The following is a 19,255-nucleotide window of genomic DNA, read 5'->3' as shown; positions in this document are numbered from 1 at the left end:
CCCGGCCGCGCCCCCACGACAACAGGACATCCATGAAGATCGCCATCCTGCCCGGTGACGGCATCGGGCCCGAGATCGTCGCCGAGGCCGTCAAGGTGCTCAAGGCGCTTGCCCTGCCGCTGGAGATGGAAACCGCCCCGGTCGGCGGCGCCGCCTACGAGGCCGCCGGCCATCCGCTGCCGCAGGCGACGCTCCAGCTCGCGCAGCAGGCCGACGCGGTGCTGTTCGGCGCCGTGGGCGACTGGAAGTACGACACGCTGCCGCGGCCGTTGCGGCCGGAGCAGGCCATCCTCGGCCTGCGCAAGGCGCTGGGGCTGTTCGCCAACTTCCGCCCGGCGATCTGCTACCCGCAGCTCACGCACGCCTCCAGCCTCAAGCCCGAGCTGGTGGCGGGGCTGGACATCCTGATCATCCGCGAGCTGACCGGCGACATCTACTTCGGCCAGCCGCGCGGCCGCCGCAGCGCGCCGGACGGGCCGTTTGCCGGCGCGGACGAGGCGTTCGACACCATGCGCTACAGCCGCCCGGAGATCGAGCGCATCGCGCGCGTGGCGTTCGAGGCCGCGCGCCAGCGTCGCCGCAAGGTCACCAGCGTCGACAAGGCCAACGTGCTGGAGACCTTCCAGTTCTGGAAGGACGTCGTCACCGAGGTGCACCGCGACTACCCCGACGTCGAGCTGGAGCACATGTACGTCGACAACGCGGCGATGCAGCTCGTGCGGGCGCCGAAGAAATTCGACGTCGTCGTCACCGGCAACATGTTCGGCGACATCCTCTCGGACGAGGCGGCGATGCTGACCGGCTCGATCGGCATGCTGCCGTCGGCCAGCCTCAACGAGCGCGGCCAGGGCCTGTACGAGCCGAGCCACGGCAGCGCGCCGGACATCGCCGGCAAGGGCATCGCCAACCCGCTGGCCACGATCCTGAGCGCCGCGATGATGCTGCGCTTCTCGCTCAAGCAACCCGAGGCGGCCGACCGCATCGAGGCCGCGGTGCAGAAGGTGCTGGCCGACGGCCTGCGCACGGCCGACATCGCCAGCGAGGGCTGCACCGTGGTCGGCACCGCGGCGATGGGCGACGCGGTCGTGCGCGCACTGGGGTGAGGGCGCCGCCGCTTCAGTCTCGCACGAAACCGGCGCGCATCGTCAGCGTGGCATCAGGTCGCTTCCGTTAAAATCGGGCCATCATGCCCGCGCCCTATCCGTTCCTGCCGAACCCCGCCGCCGCCCAGGCGGCAGTCGGCGCGCGCGCCACCACCAAAACCACGACCACCATTACCGGCTGATTCCAGCCTGGTTCGTCGTGCGCCCACACCGGCCAGACGAGCCGGGCAGCAGAAGGGTTTTTCCCACTTCCTCTACTGAAAGGGCACACGCGATGAGCAACGTTGGCAACAAGGTCGGCCTGGTCGGCTGGCGCGGCATGGTCGGCTCGGTCCTGATGGACCGCATGATCGCCGAGGGCGACTTCGACCTGATCGAGCCGATCTTCTTCTCGACCTCCAACGCCGGCGGGCCGGCGCCGGCGCAGGCCAAGGCGCACCCGACGCTGCGCGACGCCCACGACATCGCCGCGCTGGCCGAGTGCGACATCGTCATCACCTGCCAGGGCGGTGACTACACCAAGGAGGTGTTCCCGAAGCTGCGCGCCGCCGGCTGGCAGGGCCACTGGATCGACGCCGCCAGCGCGCTGCGCATGGAGCCGGATGCGGTCATCGTCCTCGACCCGGTCAACGAGCACGTCATCCGCAAGGCGCTGGCCGCCGGCGGCCGCAACTGGATCGGCGGCAACTGCACCAACTCCATCCTGCTGATGGGGCTGGGTGGGCTGTTCCGCGAGAACCTGGTGGAGTGGGTCAGCTCGATGACCTACCAGGCCGCCAGCGGCGCCGGCGCCAACAACATGCGCGAGCTGCTCAAGGGCATGGGCGTGATCCACGGCGCGGTGGCCGATCTGCTGGCCGACCCGGCCTCGGCGATCCTGGAGATCGACCGCAAGGTCGCGCAGGCGATCCGCGAGGACGTGCCGACCGAATTCTTCGGCGCGCCGCTGGCCGGCAGCCTCATCCCCTGGATCGACGTGCAGCTGCCCAACGGCCAGTCGAAGGAGGAGTGGAAGGGCCAGGCCGAGGTCAACAAGATCCTCGGCACCGAGCAGACCATCCCCGTCGACGGCCTGTGCGTGCGCATCGGCGCGATGCGCTGCCACAGCCTGGCCCTCACGGTCAAGCTCAAGCGCGACCTGCCGCTGGACGAGATCGAATCGATCATCAAGAGCGGCAACCCGTGGGTCAAGTGGGTGCCGAACGACCGCGCCCTCACCGTCCGCGAGCTGACCCCGGCGGCCATCACCGGCGGGCTGCAGGTGGGCGTGGGCCGCGTGCGCAAGCTCAACATGGGGCCGCAGTACCTGTCGGCGTTCGTGATCGGCGATCAGCTGCTGTGGGGTGCGGCCGAACCGCTGCGCCGCATGCTGCGCATCCTGCTCGGCGCCTGACGGCGGTATAGTCGGGGCATCCCGGTGCGCCAGGCGCGCTGGGCGTTGCTCGGCTGCAACGCCCAGCGGGTCGGCGGGACGGCGACGGGTGGCGCGCGGTGCTTGCCGCACGCCGTCAGCTTGTCGCCGTAACACATTGATGCTAAGGTGTTTTGACGCCGCTTCCGTGATGCGCCCACAAAGGACCCCTGTGCCGAAAACCCGCTCCTCCCCGCGCCCGCCATCCCTGCCGACCGTCGGCCGCCCGGCCGGTGGCGGCGGGTGGCGCACGGGCGGTGCTTGGCGGGGCATTGCTTTGGCGGCGACACTGGCCTCGACCCTGGCGGGCAACGCCTGGGCCTTGGCGCTGGGTCGGGTCTCGGTCCAGTCGCAACTGGGCGAGCCGCTGCGCGCCGAAATCGACGTGCCGACCCTCACCGACGCCGAGGCCGCCAGCCTGCAGGTCGGCATTGCACCGGCCGAGCGTTTTCGCGCCGCCAATCTCGAATTCAACGCCCTGCTGCAGGACGTGTCGCTGGAGGTGCAGCGGCGTTCGGACGGGCGCACGGTCATCGTGGTGCGCAGCGCCCGTCCGGTGTCCGAGCCCTTCCTCGACCTGGTGGTGCAGGCCCGCTGGGCGGGTGGCGAACTGCTGCGTGGCTACACCCTGCTGTTCGATCCGCCCAACCTGCGCCCACCCACTCCGGTGGCACCGGCCGTGACGGCAGCGCCCCCCACCCCGGCCGCCCCCGTCGTGACGGACGTACGGCCGGCGCAACCGGTGCCTCCCGCCCCGCCGTCGGCGGCGGCGCCCGGCTCACCCTCCGGCGCTGCGCCGACCGGCCGGCCCGCGACCCAAACGGTGACCCCACCCAACAAACGGATCACCGTCAAACCCGGGGAAACGGCCGGACGCATCGCCGCGGAGCATAAGCCGGCCGACGTCACGCTGGAGCAGATGCTCGTCGCGCTGCTGCGCGCCAATCCCCAGGCCTTCATCCGCAACAACATCAACCTGGTGCGCGCAGGCGCCGTCCTCGATCTGCCGGACGCCGCGGGGGCGGCCGCCGTCGATCCGCAGGAAGCGCGCCGCATCGTCGCCGCACAGACGCGGGACTTCAACGAATACCGCCGGCGCCTGGCCGCCGCCGCTCCGGCGCAAGAGGCCCCCCCCGCCTCGCGCACGGCAACCGGCGCCGTGCAGGCGGCCGTGGCGGAAGACAAACCGCAAGCCAGCGCCCAGGACAAGCTGACCTTGAGCAAGCCCGGTGCCCCGGCACCGGCCGAGGCCCAGATCGCCGAAGCACGCCAGCGCAACGAAACCGAGCAGCGTGTCGCGGAGCTGAACCGCAACCTGCAAGAGCTGGAGCAACTGCGGCAAGCGGCGTCGGCGCCAGCCAGCGCACCGGCCACGCCCGCGGCAACCGCTCCGGCCCCGGCGGCTGCCCCGGCCACCGCGGGCGACGGTGCCGGCCCTCAGGTAACGGCGTCGCCACCGGCACCGCCCGCCCCGCCAGCGGAGCCCCCCGCCCCCCCTGCGGCGGCGACCCCACCCCCACCCCCACCCCCACCCCCGGCCCCGGCCCCCGCGCCGGCACCGGCACCCACCCCGCCCGAAGCCGGCGTGGTGGGTACCCTGCTGGCGCATCCGCTGACCCTGCCGGCGGCCGGCGGCGTGGCCGTGCTGCTGGCCGTGCTGGCCTGGTGGCGCGTGCGGCAACGCCAGCGCCGGGCGAGCAGCGACCAGCCGGCCGAACCGCACGTCGATGCGGTGGGCCAAACCGTGGACACCGACGACGAGGCTCCGGTGTCGTCGATGATGTTCTCGCCCAGTCAGCTCGACGCCGGTGGCGATGTCGACCCCGTGGCCGAGGCCGACGTGTATCTGGCCTACGGCCGCGATCAGCAGGCCGAAGAAATCCTGCTCGAGGCGCTGCGACTGCACCCCGACCGGCTGCCGGTGCGGCTCAAGCTGTTGGAGATTTATGCGCAGCGGCCGGATGCGGCCCGATTCGAGGCCGCAGCGCGCGAGTTGCACACCCTGACCCAGGGACAGGGCCCCGAGTGGCAGCGCGCCTGCGAGCTGGGCATGACCCTCGACCCCGACAATCCGCTCTACCGCCCCGCGGGCGCTGGCGGCGGAGCTGCCGCAGCGGGGGCCATGGCGGCCGGAGCCGCAGGGATGGCTGGGGCGGGGACCGCCGCGCCGGACGACGGCATCGTGCCCGAGCTGGACCTGACCTTCGATACCCCGGCGGCCGAATCGGTCAGCGCGCCGACCGCCACCGCCGCCCCGGCGGCTGACGACCTGGACTTCGACCTCGATCTGACCGAGCAAGCCCCGGCGCCGGAACTCACCGACGCATCGACCTCGCAGCCCGATGCTGCGGCCCGCAGCCCGGCGGACGCGAAAGACTCGGGCACTGCGGACGACATGGCCGGCATCGACTTCGACCTTGATATCCCCGAGCCGGCCCCGCAGTCCGCGCCCTCCGAGGCCGCGGCGCCGGGTCTGCCACCAGAGCTGGCGGGCCTGTCGCTCGATCTGCCCACGGACGAGCCGCCCCGCGCAGAGCCGGCCAGCGCGGCCACCCCCGCCGACGAGGCCCCGGTCGACGACCTGTCGAGCCTGGAGATTGCCGAGGGACTGGGCGAGAACGACCCGCTGGAGACCAAGCTGTCGCTGGCGCGCGAGTTCGAGGCCATCGGCGACGTGGACGGTGCGCGAACCTTGGCCGAGGAAGTCGTTGCCGAGGCCAGCGGCGAGCTGCAGGAACGCGCCCGCGCCTTCCTGGCGCAGCTGGCCTGACGCCGTCCGCCAGGCGTGCACGGCAGCGATCGAGCGATGCGCATAGCGCTGGGGGTGAGCTATCTGGGGACCGCCTACCAGGGCTGGCAAAGCCAGCCCGGGGGGCAAACCGTGCAGGACCGGCTGGAGCGGGCGCTGGCGACCTTTGCCGACGTGCCCGCGATCGCCACCCTGTGCGCCGGCCGCACCGATGCGGGGGTGCACGGCCTGAACCAGGTGGTCCATTTCGACGCCCCGGTCGAACGGGCCATGAACTCGTGGGTGCGGGGCACCAACCGCTATCTGCCCGACGACATCGCGGTGCAGTGGGCGCAGCCCGTGCCCGCCACCTTCCACGCCCGCAACAGCGCCCGCTCGCGCCGCTATGCCTATGTGCTGCTGGAGTCGCCCGTGCGCCCCAGCATCGAAGCCGGGCGCGTGGGCTGGGTGTTTCGCCCGCTGGCGCTCGAGCCCATGCAACGCGCCGCGCGCCACCTGCTCGGCGAGCACGACTTCAGCTCGTTTCGCGCCGCGCAGTGCCAGGCGCTGTCGCCCGTCAAGCACCTGTACCGCATCGACATCGGCCGCCGCGGCCCCTACTGGCGCTTCGACTTCGAGGCCAACGCCTTTTTGCACCACATGATCCGCAACATCATGGGGTGCCTCATCGCCGTGGGCCAGGGGTTGCGCCCGCCCGACTGGATGGCGACCGTGCGCGATGCGCGCAATCGCGAGATCGCCGCGCCAACCTTCGCACCGGACGGGCTGTACTTTCTGGGTCCCGTGTACGATGCCGACCTCGGGCTGCCGCGGCACACCCCGGCTTTCGACTGGCTGCCCCTGTGAACGCCCCCCACCCGGGCCGCACCCGCGCGCCCCATCCCGCCCAGCCATGCGACGCACCCGCATCAAAATCTGCGGCCTGACGCGCGAAGCCGATGTGGACCACGCCGCCGCCGCCGGCGCGGACGCGATCGGCTTCGTGCTCTACCGGGCCAGCCCTCGCCACGTCAGCGTCCAACGCGCCGCCGAGCTGGCGCGCCGTCTGCCCGCCTTCGTCACGCCGGTGCTGTTGTTCGTCAACGCCACGGCCGACGAGGTGGCCGCCGGTCTGGAGGCGGTACCGAACGCGCTGCTGCAATTCCACGGCGACGAAACGCCCGACCAGTGCGCGGCCCTGGCCGGCCCCCGCCCCTGGATGCGGGCCGCGCGCGTCCCGGTCGGCGCTGGCGCCGCCGGCTTCGATCTCCTAGAATACGCGCAGCGTTTTGCCGCCGCGCGGGCCGTGCTGATCGATGCGCACGTCCCCGGCTACGGCGGTGGCGGACAACCCTTCGACTGGACAGCCTTCCCGTGGTCACACCCTCGACTCAACGCCGCCGATCGGGTCGTTTTGTCTGGTGGACTCACACCCGCAAATGTGACCGATGGCGTCCGTCTGGTGCGCCCGTGGGCGGTTGACGTCTCTTCCGGCGTCGAAGCCGCCAAGGGCATCAAGGATCCGGCCCGCGTCGAGGCGTTCATCGCCGCGGTGCGCCGTGCCGATCTGACGCCGACCGACCCTCCCCACCCCTGACGGGCCCCGCCGCGCGCGGGCCGCCGTCCGCCCCCAGGATTCGAACCCTACCCATGTCCGCTTACGCCTATCCCGACGCCCAGGGCCACTTCGGCCCGTACGGCGGCAGCTTCGTCAGCGAGACGCTGACGCACGCCATCGCCGAGTTGCGCGCGGCCTACGACCGCTACCGCCAGGACCCCGATTTCCAGCGCGAATTCCGCTACGAGCTGGCCCACTTCGTCGGCCGCCCCTCGCCCATTTACCACGCGCAGCGCCTCAGCCGTGAGCTAGGTGGCGCCCAGATCTTCCTCAAGCGCGAGGACCTCAACCACACCGGCGCGCACAAGATCAACAACGTCATCGGACAGGCGATGCTGGCGCGGCGCATGGGCAAGCCGCGCGTGATCGCCGAGACCGGCGCCGGTCAGCACGGCGTGGCCACCGCCACCATCTGCGCGCGCTACGGGCTGGAATGCGTGGTCTACATGGGCAGCGAGGACGTCAAGCGCCAGAGCCCCAACGTCTACCGCATGAAGCTGCTCGGCGCCACCGTGGTGCCGGTGGAGTCCGGCAGCAAGACGCTGAAGGACGCGCTCAACGAGGCGCTGCGCGACTGGGTCACGAACGTCGAAAACACCTTTTACATCATCGGCACCGTCGCCGGGCCGCACCCCTACCCGATGATGGTGCGCGACTTCCAGAGCGTGATTGGCGAGGAATGCCTGCGCCAGATGCCGGAGATGCTGGCCGACCTGGGCCTGCCCGGCAACGGCGCGCAGGCCCAACCGGACGCGGTGATCGCCTGTGTCGGCGGGGGCAGCAATGCGATGGGCATCTTCTACCCCTATATCCCCCACGAGCGGGTGCGCCTGATCGGTGTGGAAGCGGCCGGCAGCGGCCTGGACAGCGGCCGGCACGCCGCCTCGCTGCAGCGCGGCGTGCCCGGCGTGCTGCACGGCAACCGCACCTATGTGCTGCAAAACCCCGACGGCCAAATCACCGAGACGCACTCCATCAGCGCCGGGCTGGACTACCCCGGCGTCGGCCCCGAGCACGCTTGGCTAAAGGACAGCGGCCGCGCCGAGTATGTCGGCGTCACCGACGGCGAGGCGCTGGAGGCCTTCCACCGCCTGTGCCGCACCGAAGGCATCATCCCCGCGCTGGAGTCCAGCCATGCCGTGGCCTACGCCATGAAGCTCGCGCCGACGATGCGCCCCGACCAGTCGCTGCTGGTCAACCTGTCCGGGCGCGGCGACAAGGACATCGGCACCGTCGCCGATTTGTCGCAGGCGGATTTCTACTGCCGCCCGAGCTGCCGGGGACAGAGCGTCAAGACCGCCGAGCAGCCCCTCACGCTGACGCCGGGAGCCGCCCGATGAGCCCGCACCGCCTTGCCGCCACCTTCGACCGCCTGCGCGCCCAGGGCCGCCGGGCGTTGATCCCCTTCGTCACCGCAGGCTTTCCGCAACCCGATGCGACGCCCGGGCTGATGCACGCCCTGGTGGCCGCCGGGGCCGACGTGATCGAGCTGGGCGTGCCATTTTCGGACCCGATGGCCGACGGCCCCGTGATCCAGCGCGCCGGCGAGCGCGCGCTGGCCGCAGGCGTGGGCTTGGCGCAGGTGCTGCAGATGGTGCGCGACTTCCGCACCCGCGACGCCACCACGCCCGTGGTGCTGATGGGCTACGCCAATCCCATCGAGGCCTGGGAACACCGGCACGGCACCGGCAGCTTCGCGCGCGAGGCCGCCGCCGCAGGTGTGGACGGCGTGCTGGTCGTGGACTACCCGCCCGAGGAGTGCGAGGCCTTCGCCGCCACCCTGCGCGCGCACGGGCTGGACCTGATTTTTTTGCTCGCGCCCACCAGTACGGACGCGCGCATGGCGCAGGTCGGCCGGCTGGCCAGCGGCTATGTGTACTACGTCTCGCTCAAGGGTGTCACGGGGGCCGGCCACCTGGATACCGCGGCGGTGGAAGCGATGCTGCCGCGCATTCGCGCGCATGTGTCCATCCCGGTGGGGGTCGGCTTCGGCATCCGCGATGCGGCCAGCGCCCAGGCCGTGGGCCGCAGCGCCGATGCGGTGGTGATCGGCACCCGTTTGATCCAGTTGATCGAAAACGAACCCCCCGCGCGTGTGCCCGAGGTCGCCGCGGCCTTTCTGCGCGAGATCCGCGCGGCACTGGACGCCCTGCCCGCCCGGTCTGCCGCGGCTGTCGCATAATCGCCCTCGCCCCGGCGCGGCAGACCCTGCGGGTCTGCGGCGCCGCCATTGCAAGGAGTTGCCATGTCCTGGCTGGAAAAACTGCTGCCGCCCAAGATCGCCCCGGCGAGCGCCCAGCGGCGCAGCATCCCCGAGGGTCTGTGGATCAAGTGCCCGAGCTGCGAGGCCGTGCTCTACAAGACCGACCTCGAGAAGAACCTCAACGTCTGCCCGCACTGCGCGCACCACCACCGCATCGGCGCGCGCGCGCGGCTCGATGCCTTCCTCGACCCCGAGGGCCGCTACGAGATCGGGCAGGAGGTGCTGCCGGTCGATGCGCTGAAGTTCAAGGACAGCCGCAAGTACCCCGAGCGCCTGAAGGAGGCGCTGGAGGCCACCGGCGAGACCGATGCGCTGATCGTGATGGGCGGCGCGGTGCACACGCTGCCGGTGGTGGTGGCCTGCTTCGAGTTCGACTTCATGGGCGGCTCGATGGGCTCGGTGGTCGGCGAGCGCTTCGTGCGCGGCGTCGAAAACGCCATCGAGCAGAAAGTGCCGTTCATCTGCTTCACCGCCACCGGCGGCGCGCGCATGCAGGAGGGGCTGCTGTCCCTGATGCAGATGGCCAAGACCAACGCGGCGCTGACCCGGCTGGCCAAGAAACGCCTGCCCTACATCAGCGTGCTCACCGACCCCACCATGGGCGGCGTGTCGGCGGGCTTCGCCTTCATGGGGGACGTGGTCATCGCCGAGCCCAAGGCGCTGATCGGCTTTGCTGGCCCGCGCGTGATCGAAAACACCGTGCGCGTCAAGCTGCCGGAGGGCTTCCAGCGCGCGGAGTTTCTTCAGAGCAAGGGCGCGGTGGACTTCATCTGCGACCGGCGCGAGCTGCGCGGCACCGTGGCCAACGTGCTGGCGATGTTGCAGCGCCAAAGCGCCGACGCGGTGGCCTGAGGCTGCGGCGTCGGCCCCTCACCCCCTTGCACCGAGACCCCCGGATGGTCGCCGATCCGCGTGCCCGTGTGCGGCTGGCCCAGTTGCACCTGTACGTGGACGTGCATCGCCACGACCGGTATGTGGCGCCGGTGTTGGCGATCATCACCGCGCTGTTGCTGTCGCGCTGGGTGCCCACGTCATGGGCGCTGGGCTGGCTGGTGCTCGAGCTGGTCATCATCGCGCACTATCTGTGGGTGTACCGGCGTTTCAAACGGGCCAACCCGCCGCCGAGCGAGGAACGCCGCTGGGCCAACCGCATCGCGCTGGCGCACGGCGCGCACATGCTGGCCTGGTCGTCGCTGGTGGTGTGGGCGTGGCAACCGGGGGATTTCGGCAACCTCATGTTCGTAATGCTGGTACACGTCGGCCTGATCTCGCTGACCGTGTCCATGTCCAACGCACACCTGCGCCTGCTGTGGCTGGACATGACGTTTCCGGTGTTGGCCCTGGTCGCACCGCCGCTGCTGGAGCCAAGCGGGTTCCACCTCGGCCTGAGCCTGCTCGGGGTCGGCTTCTGCGCGCTGATGGTGCTGGTGGGCCGGCAGATCAACACGGCGACCACCGAGGCGATCGAACTGCGCCAGCGCAACGAGCAGCTCATCCAGGAGCTGCATTCGCAGGCCACGCGCGATGCGCTGACCGGGCTCATCAACCGCCGCTATCTGCTGGAGGCCGGCGCGCGGCTGCTCCAGCAGCGCCACCGCAGCGGCGAGCCGCTGGCGCTGTTGATCATCGACCTGGACCACTTCAAACGCATCAACGACCAGCACGGGCACCTGGGCGGCGACGAGGTGCTGGTGGCGGTGGTCGGGACCTGTGTGCAGCATGTGCGCGCCGGCGATTGCTTTGGCCGCCTGGGCGGGGAGGAGTTCGCGCTCGTGCTGCCCGACACCCAGCTCGCCCAGGCGCGCGATCTGGCCGAGCGGCTGCGCTCGGCCACCGCGGCGCTGGCCATCCCACTGCCGGGCGAAACCATCCGCCCGACCATCAGCGTCGGCCTGGCGATGGCCACGGACGACGACACCACGCTGTCCGACCTGCTGCGCCGGGCCGATGCGGCCATGTACGAGGCCAAGGCCGGCGGGCGCAACCGCGTCGTCTGTGCCCATCCAGCGGGCGGCTCCCGGGCCGATCCGGTGCCGGCCTGAGGCGGCAACCGCCCCGGCGAGTACGGCCCCGTCAGGGCAGCAGTTCCAAGGCGTGCTGGTAACGGGGATCGGCCATCAAAGCGTCCCAGTCCGGCGCGGGCGACGTGGGCAGCAGCGCGCGCCGGCGGGCGTCGGCGGTCTCGTCCGGCACCCAGCGGCCTTCGATGAGGGCACGGCTCAGCCCCTCGATCAGGTCGTCGATCGGCTCGCCGTCGGCCACGGTGCTCTGGTTGCACAGCAACACCAGGTCGCAGCCGGCCTCCAGCGCGGCCAGCGCCGCCTCGGTAGGGGTCACGCGGCGGCCGTCCAGCACACGCGCACCGGCCATGCTGAGGTCGTCACTGAAGACGGCGCCGGTAAAACCCAGCCGCTCGCGCAGGATGTCACGCAACCAGCGGCGCGAGAACCCCGCCGGCCGAGCGTCCACCTGCGGGTAGACGACGTGCGCGGGCATCACCGCCGCCAGCGACGCACTCAGCCACCCGTAGGGCGCGGCGTCGTCGGTCAGAATCGCCTCCAGCGGCCGATCGTCCACCGGCAGGTCCACATGGGAGTCGGCCTCGGCCCAACCGTGACCGGGAAAATGCTTGCCGCAGTTGGCCATGCCCGCCAGGCGCAGCCCGTGCATCAGAGCCTGCGCCAGCGCCGTCACAACGCGGGCATCACCGTCGAAGGCGCGGTCGCCAATCACCTCGCTGCGCCCGTAATCCAGGTCCAGCACCGGCGCAAAGCTGAAGTCCACGCCACAGGCGCGCAGCTCGGCCCCCAGCACATAGCCCGCGGCCGTCGCCGCATTGCAGGCGGCCAGCGCGGCCTCACCGGGGCGCGTCTCGGGCGCCTCGCGCCACAGGCGACCGAAGTCGCGCATCGGCGGCAGGTGGGTGAAGCCATCGGTGCGAAAGCGCTGCACGCGCCCGCCCTCGTGGTCCACAGCGATGAGCAGGTCGCGGCGCACCCGCTTGATCTGGCCGCACAGGCGCTGCAACTGCGCCCGATCACGCCAGTTGCGGGCAAACAGGATCACCCCGCCGACCAACGGATGGCTCAGGCGGGCACGGTCGGCATCGGTCAGACGGGTGCCGGCGACGTCGATGACGAGGGGGGCATGCAGGGTCATGGGTCTTGCTCCACCACCACGAAGCTGGCGGCATAGTCGGATTCGTCGGTCACGCTCAGATGGGCGCGCAATCGCCGCTCGGTGCACCACGCCAGCAGCGCCCCATGCAGGCGGAAGGCGGGCTGACCGCTCGGCCGCCGGATCACCTCGCAGTCGCGCCAGGTCATGGGCGCGCGCAGGCCCAGGCCAATGGCCTTGCTGAACGCCTCCTTGGCCGAAAAGCGCGTCGCCACGAAGCGCACACCCCGCTCTGGCCAGCGCGCACGGCGCTCGTGCCACAAGGCCAACTCGCCCTCGGCCAGCACGCGCTGCGCAAAGCGCTCGCCGTGCCGCTCCAAAGCGGCGGCGATGCGGCGCACATCGCACAGATCGGTGCCCACGCCATAGATCATGGGGGTCAGCCCATCGCGGCCGCAATGCAGCGCCGGTAGTCGCGCACGGTGGCGGCGTAGCCGAACTCCAGCGCATCGGCGATCAGGGCATGGCCGATGGAGACCTCGGCCACGCCCGGCACGGCGCGCAGGAAATCGGTCAGATTGTCGCGGTTGAGGTCGTGCCCCGCGTTGACACCCAGCCCGGCCGCCTGGGCGGCCACGGCGGCGTCGCGATAGCGCTGCAACTGGACGGCGCGCGCGCCAGCGTCGGGCCAGGCAGCAGCATAGGGTTCGGTATAGAGCTCCACACGGTCGGCACCCACGCCCCGAGCACCGGCCATCTGCGCCGGATCGGGGTCCATGAACAGGCTCACACGCGCCCCGAGCGCCTGTGCCTGCTCGATCACGGGCCGCAGCCGCTGTGCATCCTCGGGGAACCGCCAACCGTGGTCGCTGGTGAACTGGTCCACCGCATCCGGCACGAAGGTGAGCTGGTGCAGCGGCAGGCCCTGCTGCACCACCTCGCGCGCAACGTCGAGCAGGTTGTGGAAGGGATTGCCCTCGATGTTGAATTCGCGGTCCGGCCAGTCGCGCAGCAGGCGCGCCAGATCGAACACGTCGTGCCAACGGATGTGCCGCTCGTCCGGGCGGGGATGCACGGTGATGCCATCGGCACCGGCCTGCAAACACAGCGTCGCCGCCCGCGTCACGCTGGGAATGTCCAAGTGGCGGCTGTTGCGCAACAGCGCCACCTTGTTGACGTTGACGGACAACGCCGTGCGGGATGCGCCGGGGGCAGAGGGAAGGCTCATGGCGAAAGGTCGTTCAGCGGCGGGGTGGGTCGCGGCCCGATGCGGCGCAGCGCCCGCATGAGCTCGCGGGTCTGGAAGGACCGCACCCCACTATGGTAGTGCAGCAAGCCGGAGAGGCCCACGCGCATTGCGGTGGTGCCCAGAGTCGGCGCGTGCGCCCACAGGGCGGACCAGGGGTCGGAGGCGTCCAGCGCAGCCTGAACCGCCTGCCAGTGCGCACCGGGCAAGGCGCCCGCATCGTCCGGCCCGCTGGGTTGCAGGCCTGCCTCCGGCAGGAGGCGGTAGGGCTGCCCGGCCTCCAGGGGCAGCAGGCGCAGCCCCTCCTGCGCCAGGTGGGGCAACCAGCCCAACTCGCGCAGCAGCAGCAACTCGAAGGCCCGCAGCGTTACCGCCACGTCGGCCCCGCGGGCCAGGGCCTGAACCGCCGCGGCATAGGGATCGAACAGCGCCGGGTGGGGATCGTCGCGGGCCATCAGGCGCAGCATCAGCTCGTTCAGGTAGTAGCCCGCCAGCAGCGCATCGCCCGCCGGCATCGCATGGCCGCCGGCATACTGCGCGGCCTTGAGGGTGCGCACCTCCGCCTCGCCCGACCAATCCACGCGTAAGGGCACCAGGGGCAGCAGTACGGCGCGAAACTGCGACGTGGGTCGCTTGACCCCCTTGCCCACCAGCACCACACGGCCATGGTGGCGGGTGAACAGCTCCAAGATCAGGCTGGACTCGCTCCAGTCGTGGTGGTGGAGCACGAAGGCGGGCTCGTCGTGCACCCGCACCCGCTGGCGTGTGGCCACGTCACTCGTAACCGTAAGCGCGCACCCGGGCCTCGTCGTCGGACCAGCCGGAGCGCACCTTGACCCACAGCTCCAGGAACACCTTGCCGCCCCACAGGCGCTCCAGTTCCTGGCGCGCCTCGGTGCCGATGCGCTTGAGGCGCTCGCCCCCCTCGCCAATGACCATGCCCTTGTGGCCCTCGCGCTCGACGATGATGGTGGCAGCGATGCGGCGCAGCTCGCCCTCCTGCTCGAAGCGGTCCACGACGACCGTCGAGGTGTAGGGCAACTCGTCGCCGGTCAGACGAAACAGCTTTTCGCGCACCAGCTCGCCGGCCAGAAAACGCTCGCTGCGGTCGGTGAGGTCGTCCGCGTCGTACAGCCACGGCTGCTCGGGCAGGTAGCGCTCGCACAGCGCCAGCAGGCGCTGCACATCACGCGGCTGCTTGGCGCACATGGGGAAGAACTCGGCAAACGGGTGGCGATCCTGCATGCTGCGCAGCCAAGGCGCGATCTCCACGCGGCGGTGCACGCGGTCCAGCTTGTTGGCCACCAGGATCACCGGCACGCCAGGGGGCAGCAGCGCCAGCACCTTGGCGTCCGCCAGGTCGAAGCGTCCCGCCTCGACCACGAACAGCAGCAGATCCACATCGGCCACCGCGCCCAGCACGGTCTTGTTGAGCGCGCGATTGAGCGCGTTGCCGTGCCGGGTCTGAAAACCCGGCGTGTCCACGAAGACGAATTGCGTCGCCCCCTCGGTGCGAATGCCGGTGATGCGGTGGCGGGTGGTCTGGGCCTTGCGTGAGGTGATGCTGACCTTGTGGCCCACCAGGGCATTGAGCAGTGTGGACTTGCCCACGTTGGGCTTGCCGACGATGGCGATGAAGCCGCAGCGCTGGGGACCGGTCGGCGCGGCCGCAGGGGCCGACGCCGATGCGGCTGCTGCGGCCGCGGCAGAGGCGTCGGCGGCGCGACCCAAGGCCCGCGCCAGCATGGCCTCGAGGTCATCGGCGGGGGGCGCGGATGGCGCAGATGGCGCGCCGGGGGGCTGAGGGGTCATGGCTGGGAGACTCGGCTGGACAGGCCGTGGGTGTGCAGTTGGTCCAACATCACGGCGGCGGCCGCCTGCTCGGCTGCGCGGCGCGAGGGCCCCCGCCCGGTGGCGGGCGCCGCGCCCTCGACGCGGCACGCCACCTCGAAGGTCTGGGCATGCGCTTCCCCGTGGATGGCGACCACCTCGTAGACGGGCAGGGGCCGGCGGCGGGCCTGCAGCCACTCTTGCAGCGCCGTCTTGGCGTCCTTGCCCAGGCCGGGCCGCAGCTCGACACCCTCGTACCAGCGGCGAGCCACGGCCTGTGCCGCCTCGAAGCCCGCATCCAGATACAGGGCCCCCAACACCGCCTCGGCCGCATCGGCCAGGATGGAGGCCCGCTCCCGCCCGCCCGAGCGCTGCTCGCCCTCGCCCAGGCGCAGCAAGGGGGGCAGACCCAGGTCCAGCGCGATGCGGTGCAGGGCGTCCTGCCGCACAAGGCTGGCACGCGCACGCGAGAGCTCGCCCTCCGCCTGCTGTGGCAGGCGCTCGACGAGCAGCGTGGACACCGCCAAGCCGAGCACAGCATCGCCCAGGAACTCCAGCCGCTCGTAGTGGTCGGCCGAATAACTGCGGTGCGTCAATGCCCGCACGAGCAAATCGGGCTGGCGGAAGCGGTGCCCCAGCCGGCGCTGCAGCGCCTCCAGCCCCGGCGCCAAAGAATCAGTCATGGATCATGAGTTGCGGCCCCGGTACTTGAGCAGCAGGTACGCCGGGCCGAAGAGGTGGATTTCCTTGTCGTAGGCAAACTCGACGACGATGCGGTCACCGTCCTTGCTGATCTCCAGATCCTTGCCGCTGACGGCATCGAAATAATCGGCGGTCTTGGCGCGCTCGAAGGCGTTGCGGATCTCGGCAACGGTGGTGCCGCTTTGCGCGGCGCGGTTGACGGCCTGTTGGATCGCCAGGTACTCGGTGACCGTGGGCACCACCTTGGCCACCAGCACGATCAGCAGTGCCGCGACGATCCCGAAAAACACCATCCCGATCACGGTCACCCCGAGCTGACCCCGCTTCATGCTCACCCCCGTGCAGAAGTCGCCGCACCCGGCGACAGTTCGGCCCATGATAGCGCCAATCGAACCGGGTGCGTTCATTCGAACGCGCCAATGCGCCCCAGATCGCCGAAGTTCATCCACACGAATACCGCCTTGCCGACGATGTTGCGCTCGGGCACGAAGCCCCAGTAGCGCGAGTCGAGCGAATTGTCGCGGTTGTCGCCCATGACGAAGTAGTGCCCTGCGGGCACGCGGCAGGTCACGCCTTCGACGGTGTAGCGGCAGTGCTCGCGCCCCGGAAAATCGGCCGCCGCCGGGATGAAGGCGGGGCGCTCGTCGTCCAGCAGGGTGTGCACCCGCCGGCCACCGATCTCCTCGACGAACTGCTTGCGGTAGCGCATCGCCTCGGCATCGTAAAAATCCGCCTCGGCGGTGCGCGGCACCGGCTGCCCGTTGATGAACAGCCGCTTGTTCAGATACGCCACCTCGTCACCCGGCACGCCGACGACGCGTTTGATGTAGTCCAGGCTGGGCTGAGGCGGGTAGCGAAAGACGATCACGTCGCCGCGCTGCGGGTTGTGGTTGTCCACGACCTTGGTATTGACCACCGGCAGACGGATGCCGTAGTGGAATTTGTTGACCAGGATCAGGTCCCCCACACGCAGCGTCGGGATCATGGAGCCGGAGGGAATCTTGAACGGCTCGAACAAAAACGAGCGCAGCAAAAATACCGCCAGAATGACGGGAAACAGCCCCGCCGTCCAGTCCAGCCACCAGGGCTGGGCGAGGAACTTGCGCCGCAGGGCGTCCGGGTCGCCGTGATCGGCGGTGATGCCCTGGCGGGCCAATTCCTCGCGGCGGCGGCGGGCCTCGGCCACGGCGCGCTCGGCGGCAGCCCGCCGGCGCGGCAGAAACACCCAGCGCTCGGCCACCCAGTAGGCGCCCGTCACCACCACGGCCAGCAACAGCAGCAGCGCGAAGTTGCCATCGATGGCCCCCACATACCACGCGACGCCGTAGCCGGCGAATGCCGCCAGGACGACGCCCGTCAGGGCGCCCATGGTCTGGTCGTTCATGACTCCTCCACCTGCAGGATGGCGAGGAAGGCCTCCTGCGGCACCTCGACGGTGCCGATCTGCTTCATGCGCTTCTTGCCGGCCTTTTGCTTTTCCAGGAGCTTGCGCTTGCGGGTGATGTCACCGCCGTAGCACTTGGCCAGCACGTTCTTGCGCAGCGCTTTGACGGTCTCGCGCGCGATGATGTTGGCGCCGATGGCGGCCTGGATGGCCACGTCGAACTGCTGGCGGCTGATGATCTCGCGCATCTTGCTGACCACCGCGCGCGCGCGCGACTGCGACTGGCTGCGGTGCACGATCATCGACAGCGCGTCCACCTTCTCGCCATTGAGCAGGATGTCCACCTTCACCACGTCCGAGGGGCGGTACTCCTTGAACTCGTAGTCCATCGATGCGTAGCCGCGGCTGACGGATTTGAGCTTGTCGAAGAAGTCCAGCACGATCTCGGCCAGCGGCAGATCGTAGGTCAGCATCACCTGCTTGCCGTGGTAGGCCATGTTGAGCTGCACGCCGCGCTTGCCGTTGCACAGCGTCATCACCGGGCCGACATAGTCCTGCGGCAGGTAGATGTGCACCGTGACGATGGGCTCGCGGATCTCCTGGATCTTGCTCGGCTCCGGCATGCGCGAGGGGTTTTCTACCATCAGCACCTCGCCGTCGCCCTTGACCACCTGGTACACCACGCTCGGCGCGGTCGTGATCAGGTCCTGGTCGAATTCGCGCTCCAGCCGCTCCTGCACGATTTCCATGTGCAGCAGGCCCAAAAAGCCGCAGCGGAAACCAAAGCCCAGCGCCTGCGACACCTCCGGCTCGAAGTGCAGCGACGCGTCGTTGAGCTGCAACTTTTCCAGCGCGTCGCGCAACTGGTCGTATTCGCTCGCCTCGGTGGGGTACAGCCCGGCAAACACCTGCGGCTGCACTTCCTTGAAGCCGGGCAGCGGCTCGGTGGCCGCGGCCAGATTGGCGCCGCTGGCGGTCTTGAACGAGGTGATGGTGTCGCCCACCTTGGCCGACTTCAGTTCTTTGATGCCGGCGATGACGTAGCCCACTTCGCCCGCCTGCAGCCGCTCGCGCGGCTGGTTGGCGGGGGTGAAGACACCCACCTTCTCGCACGGGTACTGCGCGCCCGTGGCCATCAACCGGATGCGGTCGCCCCGGTTGAGGCAGCCATCCACCACCCGCACCAGCATCACCACGCCGACGTAGTTGTCGAACCACGAGTCGATGATCATCGCCCGCAGCGGGCCATCCGGGTTGCCATGCGGTGGCGGGATCTTGGCCACCACCGCCTCCAGAATGTCGTCGATGCCCATGCCGGTCTTGGCTGAGCAGGGGATGGCCTCGGAGGCATCGATGCCGATGACGTCCTCGATCTCCTGCTGCGCGCGCTCGGGGTCGGCCTGCGGCAGATCCATCTTGTTGAGGACGGGCAACACCTCGACCCCCAGGTCCAGCGCGGTGTAGCAGTTGGCCACCGTCTGCGCTTCGACGCCCTGGCTCGCATCCACCACCAGCAGCGCGCCTTCGCACGCCGACAGCGACCGGCTGACCTCGTAGGAAAAGTCCACATGGCCGGGCGTGTCGATCAGATTCAGGTTGTAGACCTGCCCGTCGCGCGCGGTGTACTGCAGCGCCGCGGTCTGCGCCTTGATCGTGATGCCGCGCTCCTTCTCCAGATCCATGGAGTCGAGCACCTGCTCGGTCATCTCGCGCTCGCTCAAGCCCCCGCAGCGCGCGATCAGGCGGTCGGCCAGCGTGCTCTTGCCGTGGTCGATGTGCGCGATGATGGAAAAGTTGCGGATGTGCTTCATGGCCACAGAAAAAGGGCGCGCTCCCCAAGCAGCGCGCCCGAT

Annotated in this window: 18 protein-coding genes; 9 read left to right on the top strand and 9 right to left on the bottom strand. The window is 70.2% G+C overall.

Features of this window, described 5'->3' with window-relative positions:
• Positions 1-32: 32 nt before the first annotated feature.
• The 9 genes from leuB (at position 33) to ACK4TH_RS07170 (ending at position 11,165) form a co-directional block, all read left to right on the top strand.
• Positions 33-1,103: a 3-isopropylmalate dehydrogenase gene (gene leuB, locus ACK4TH_RS07210; RefSeq protein ID WP_409624348.1), complete on the top strand. Its 1,071-nt coding sequence runs from the start codon at positions 33-35 to the stop codon at positions 1,101-1,103.
• Positions 1,104-1,377: 274 nt separating this feature from the next.
• The gene (gene asd / locus ACK4TH_RS07205; RefSeq protein ID WP_409624345.1) at positions 1,378-2,496 is read left to right on the top strand and encodes an aspartate-semialdehyde dehydrogenase; all 1,119 of its coding nucleotides are present in this window, start codon (positions 1,378-1,380) and stop codon (positions 2,494-2,496) included.
• 190 nt (positions 2,497-2,686) lie between these two features.
• The gene (locus tag ACK4TH_RS07200; protein ID WP_409624342.1) at positions 2,687-5,284 is read left to right on the top strand and encodes a FimV/HubP family polar landmark protein; all 2,598 of its coding nucleotides are present in this window, start codon (positions 2,687-2,689) and stop codon (positions 5,282-5,284) included.
• A 36-nt stretch (positions 5,285-5,320) separates the two neighbouring features.
• Positions 5,321-6,109, top strand: a complete 789-nt coding sequence (truA, locus tag ACK4TH_RS07195; RefSeq protein WP_409624339.1) for a tRNA pseudouridine(38-40) synthase TruA — start codon at positions 5,321-5,323, stop codon at positions 6,107-6,109.
• 46 nt (positions 6,110-6,155) lie between these two features.
• Complete coding sequence (locus ACK4TH_RS07190; RefSeq protein ID WP_409624336.1) at positions 6,156-6,839, top strand: phosphoribosylanthranilate isomerase; 684 nt, start codon at positions 6,156-6,158, stop codon at positions 6,837-6,839.
• Positions 6,840-6,892: 53 nt separating this feature from the next.
• The gene (gene trpB, locus ACK4TH_RS07185; protein ID WP_409624333.1) at positions 6,893-8,200 is read left to right on the top strand and encodes a tryptophan synthase subunit beta; all 1,308 of its coding nucleotides are present in this window, start codon (positions 6,893-6,895) and stop codon (positions 8,198-8,200) included.
• Positions 8,197-9,042, top strand: a complete 846-nt coding sequence (trpA, locus tag ACK4TH_RS07180) for a tryptophan synthase subunit alpha (protein WP_409624330.1) — start codon at positions 8,197-8,199, stop codon at positions 9,040-9,042. The genes trpB and trpA overlap by 4 nt, the downstream gene beginning before the upstream one ends.
• 63 nt (positions 9,043-9,105) lie before the next feature.
• The gene (accD, locus tag ACK4TH_RS07175) at positions 9,106-9,975 is read left to right on the top strand and encodes an acetyl-CoA carboxylase, carboxyltransferase subunit beta (protein WP_409624327.1); all 870 of its coding nucleotides are present in this window, start codon (positions 9,106-9,108) and stop codon (positions 9,973-9,975) included.
• A gap of 44 nt (positions 9,976-10,019) precedes the next feature.
• A complete protein-coding gene (locus tag ACK4TH_RS07170) occupies positions 10,020-11,165 on the top strand; it encodes a GGDEF domain-containing protein (protein ID WP_409624323.1) in 1,146 nt (381 codons plus the stop codon).
• Positions 11,166-11,196: 31 nt separating this feature from the next.
• Here the strand turns inward: ACK4TH_RS07170 and nagZ are convergent, their stop codons facing one another.
• The 9 genes from nagZ to lepA all read right to left on the bottom strand — a co-directional run bounded on the left by nagZ (position 11,197) and on the right by lepA (position 19,213).
• Entirely contained in the window at positions 11,197-12,282 is a 1,086-nt protein-coding gene (gene nagZ, locus ACK4TH_RS07165; protein WP_409624320.1) for a beta-N-acetylhexosaminidase, read from the bottom strand.
• Positions 12,279-12,674 carry a holo-ACP synthase gene (gene acpS, locus ACK4TH_RS07160; protein WP_409624317.1) on the bottom strand — a complete coding sequence of 132 codons (396 nt, stop codon included), beginning with the start codon at positions 12,672-12,674 and terminating at the stop codon, positions 12,279-12,281. The genes nagZ and acpS overlap by 4 nt, the downstream gene beginning before the upstream one ends.
• Before the next feature lie 5 nt (positions 12,675-12,679).
• Complete coding sequence (locus ACK4TH_RS07155; RefSeq protein WP_409624314.1) at positions 12,680-13,468, bottom strand: pyridoxine 5'-phosphate synthase; 789 nt, start codon at positions 13,466-13,468, stop codon at positions 12,680-12,682.
• Positions 13,465-14,259, bottom strand: coding sequence for a DNA repair protein RecO (gene recO / locus ACK4TH_RS07150; protein WP_409624311.1), 795 nt, complete (start codon positions 14,257-14,259; stop codon positions 13,465-13,467). The genes ACK4TH_RS07155 and recO overlap by 4 nt, the downstream gene beginning before the upstream one ends.
• Position 14,260: 1 nt before the next feature.
• Positions 14,261-15,298, bottom strand: coding sequence for a GTPase Era (gene era, locus ACK4TH_RS07145; RefSeq protein WP_409624308.1), 1,038 nt, complete (start codon positions 15,296-15,298; stop codon positions 14,261-14,263).
• Positions 15,295-15,987 carry a ribonuclease III gene (rnc, locus tag ACK4TH_RS07140; RefSeq protein ID WP_409624418.1) on the bottom strand — a complete coding sequence of 231 codons (693 nt, stop codon included), beginning with the start codon at positions 15,985-15,987 and terminating at the stop codon, positions 15,295-15,297. Before rnc ends, era begins: the two co-directional genes overlap by 4 nt.
• Before the next feature lie 15 nt (positions 15,988-16,002).
• On the bottom strand, positions 16,003-16,347 hold the full coding sequence (locus ACK4TH_RS07135) for a DUF4845 domain-containing protein (RefSeq protein ID WP_409624415.1): 345 nt from the start codon (positions 16,345-16,347) through the stop codon (positions 16,003-16,005).
• Positions 16,348-16,421: 74 nt separating this feature from the next.
• A complete protein-coding gene (gene lepB / locus ACK4TH_RS07130) occupies positions 16,422-17,387 on the bottom strand; it encodes a signal peptidase I (protein ID WP_409624412.1) in 966 nt (321 codons plus the stop codon).
• 11 nt (positions 17,388-17,398) lie between these two features.
• Entirely contained in the window at positions 17,399-19,213 is a 1,815-nt protein-coding gene (gene lepA, locus ACK4TH_RS07125) for a translation elongation factor 4 (RefSeq protein WP_068606653.1), read from the bottom strand.
• Between the last annotated feature and the right edge of the window lie 42 nt (positions 19,214-19,255).

This window comes from Tepidimonas sp. (assembly GCF_046292505.1).
Lineage (GTDB): Bacteria > Pseudomonadota > Gammaproteobacteria > Burkholderiales > Burkholderiaceae_C > Tepidimonas.
The sequence above is the reverse complement of the archived record's forward strand: the minus strand, read 5'-3'. Positions and strand labels throughout refer to the sequence as shown.